The organism is Bradyrhizobium sp. (genome assembly GCF_019242285.1).
GTDB lineage: Bacteria > Pseudomonadota > Alphaproteobacteria > Rhizobiales > Xanthobacteraceae > Bradyrhizobium.
This window is the reverse complement of record NZ_JAFAVV010000834.1, coordinates 1-2255: the sequence shown is the minus strand read 5'-3', so window position 1 is coordinate 2255 and position 2255 is coordinate 1. Positions and strand designations below refer to the sequence as shown.

Genomic DNA, 2255 nt, shown 5'->3' with positions numbered 1-2255 from the left:
AGCAGGTAGCACCTTGGAATAAGCCGAAGGCACGGCTCTCGGCCCTCGATGTCAACGGAATGCCTCGCCGGGTGAGGCGGTCTCCTAAATATAAGTTCAACTAACCTAGCCGAATGGATCATTCCGCGCGACCCACGCCCAATAGTTCGCGCCGTCCCAGCTCGCTAATGGAATGTCGTCGACGGATCGCACCGCCGACCTTTACGAATGTGTCGGGAGAGCACTTATGAGCCGCCTTCGACGTTGGGCGACCATCGTCGCCCTGTTGGCCGTCATATTATTTTTCCGCAGCTTTTTGGTTTTTAGCGGCAACCCGGGTCAACACGGCAACACCTCAACCACCTTTTTGTCCAAGGATTGTCTCGGCACTCCTGGCTGTCCTGAGGAGCCGCAGGATTCTCGGATCGCGATCCCGACAGCAGGGCCTTCGGCGACGATGGCCATGATGTTCCAAGACCGAGGGACCGTATCAGCGGAGGCGAGTCAAGTGGAGGCTAAGTTGACCGCGCAACCGGTGTCACGCGTCCACCGAGCCTTCAGGCGGATCGCGGCGAAGCCGCGTGCGAGTTCGGCACGGTCTCAAAGGCAGTTCATCGGCAATGGATTCTTCTGAGCTTGTGCAACCAGGATGTTTGAGCATCGATCAGGTCGTGCGATTGGGGAGATCGGCATCGTGGCGATGGCGGAGTTAACATCGGCAACCATAAAACCCTTTTCGTACTTCCAAGGTCGGTGCGCGCCTTCACACTGTCGCGTCCTTCCGGGAAAGGGGGGAGATACGCCGTACCTGGCAAACAGCTTGTGCGGATTCATTGTGAAGACAAGTGCACGGCATCAGCTCGCAATTGCGGCAATCACCATTGTTCTCTGCCTCGTGATCACGGTGCCTCTCGAATTGCAGCGGCGTATCGTCAACGATGCCCTGCAGCGTCATGATTTCCACACGATAGGCATTCTGGCCGTCGGCTATTTCCTTGTCGCGATCGCCCAGCGCGGGATCAAGCTCGCGATGAACGTCTATCGGAGCTGGGTCAGTGAGAGCTCGACACGTTATCTGCGCTCAACCGTGTTGGGCTCTGACAGAAGCGCGGGGAATGATTGGTCCGGCTCGCAACGAGGCGTCGACATTTCGATCGTCCTCTCCGAGGCCGACCCGATCGGAAGCTTTGTGGGGAGCAGCCTGTCGGAGCCACTCCTGCAATGCGGCGTCCTCGCTAGCCTCCTCGTCTATATGACCTTCATCAACTCCTCGATGGCCTTGATCGCAGTTGGCGCGCTCACACTGCAGATGTGTTTTGTCCCAGCGATGCAGAGCGCGATCAATCGCCGGGCGACGGCACGGATTCTCACGCTGCGCGCGGTAAGCAGCGCCCTCAATAGCAGCCCTCGAGCCGTCAATACGCCCTCGCGTCAGCTACAAATGGCCGATCATGTTTTCGCGTTGAATATGGGCATATACAAAATCAAACACCTGATGAATTTCCTGATCAACGGCTCGGTTCATTTGAGCATGGCATGCGTTTTGGCGCTTGGAGGATACTTGGTCTCCATCGGCAAAATCGATGCGGGCAGCGTCGTCGCCTGCGCGGCGGGCCTGTCGAAAGTCAGCGATCCCTGGGGCGATTTCGTGGATTGGTTCCGTGATCTAAGAATGACCCAAGCGAGATATGCGCTTCTGCGCCAGGCCGAGCTGCGCTCGAAAGCGAACCGAATTCACGATGTTTCGAAGCGTTGCGAGCGGCGAATTAATGCTGGGCCAAGGGGGCCCGCTCATTCTCAGATTGATTGAGCGGGCGCAGGCGGGCTACGCGGGTAAGCCTTGTATTTCTCGTTGGCTTGTTCTACGTATGTTCCCGCGCGGAAACTTCGGGCGCGCGCCGTGCTGGGGCGATTTTCCAATCGCAGGGGAATTCAGTGTCTGAAATTGTCTCGGGTAGGCAATTGCGAGCAGCCCGCATTCTGGCTGGACTTACTCAGTCGCAATTCGCGGTCAATATTGCAAATTCAAGTGCGAGCGCAGACGCGCTTTCGGAAGACCTTAAAAGGGCGATGAAGGCTGCTACATGGTTGTAGGGCATTGCCGCATGATGTCCGCGGGAAATTCTCCGACGTTTCGGCAAAAGGGCATCGAGATGTCCGCGCCAGCGCGCCGGGTTGTCTCCGGCGCGCAGTCCGCGAGCCTTCGCGGCGTCGAGCACGCGCTCGATCCGTCCGCGAGTTCTTGAGGCTGTTTCTGGTTTGGAATGCCAAATTGG

At 57.8% G+C, this 2255-nt stretch carries 1 protein-coding gene and 1 pseudogene; one reads left to right on the top strand and one right to left on the bottom strand.

The features are described 5' to 3' along the window. Positions 1–814: 814 nt before the first annotated feature. Positions 815–1789, top strand: coding sequence for an ABC transporter ATP-binding protein (locus JOY90_RS34305; protein ID WP_291695522.1), 975 nt, complete (start codon positions 815–817; stop codon positions 1787–1789). Positions 1790–1985: 196 nt separating this feature from the next. On the opposite strand, the pseudogene JOY90_RS34300 reads toward JOY90_RS34305, so the two are convergent. Continuing rightward, positions 1986–2255: pseudogene (locus tag JOY90_RS34300) on the bottom strand (integrase); the annotation flags it as partial.